Origin of the sequence: Leucobacter soli (genome assembly GCF_042659205.1) — a bacterium.
In the GTDB taxonomy this organism is placed as follows: Bacteria; Actinomycetota; Actinomycetes; order Actinomycetales; family Microbacteriaceae; genus Leucobacter; species Leucobacter soli.
The window spans coordinates 1-622 of sequence record NZ_JBHSRW010000481.1; the positions used below are offsets into that span (position 1 = coordinate 1).

Consider the following 622-nt stretch of genomic DNA (forward strand, 5'->3'; position numbering starts at 1 on the left):
GTGCGAGCTCGCGGAGCTGCTGGTCGACGGCGGGCGCCTCTGCATCACCGCTTCGCACGGACCGGAGCGCCTCGCAACAGGGGAGTGGGTCGGGGGCTGGGCGGTCCGGCTCGCCCGCGCCGCGCTGGCCGTGTTCGCTCGCGGGCGCAGCGCGATCGTCGTGACGCCGGACTACCGGGATCTCGAGCAGTTGCGCGACGCCTTCGAGGCGCTGGGCCACTCGGATCTGATCCGCGTCGACGCCCGCCAGTCGAACGCGGAGCGCTACGCCGGTTTTCTCCGCGCGCTGGATCCGGTGCCCCGGGTGATCCTGGGCAACCGCTCCGCCGTCTACGCGCCGGCGCATCACCTCGGCGCCATCCTCATGTGGGACGACGGCGACCCGGTGCTCGCCGAGCCCCTCGCTCCCTACGTGCATGCGCGCGACGCAGCGCTGGTGCGTGCGGAGCAGTCGGGCGCCGGCCTCTATTTCGCCGCGCATTCGCGCAGCGCAGAGGTGCAGCGGCTCGTCGAGCTCGACTACGTGCAGGCGGAGCGGTTCCCGCCGCGGCGCACCCGTGTGACGCATGCCGACGCCTCGATCGCGCCGGACGCCTTTGCGGGGCGCCTGCCGGAGTTCGCG

General features: G+C 73.6%; 1 pseudogene. It reads left to right on the plus strand.

Features of this window, described 5'->3' with window-relative positions:
* Positions 1–622, plus strand: a pseudogene (locus tag ACFPZL_RS14075) (hypothetical protein); the annotation flags it as partial.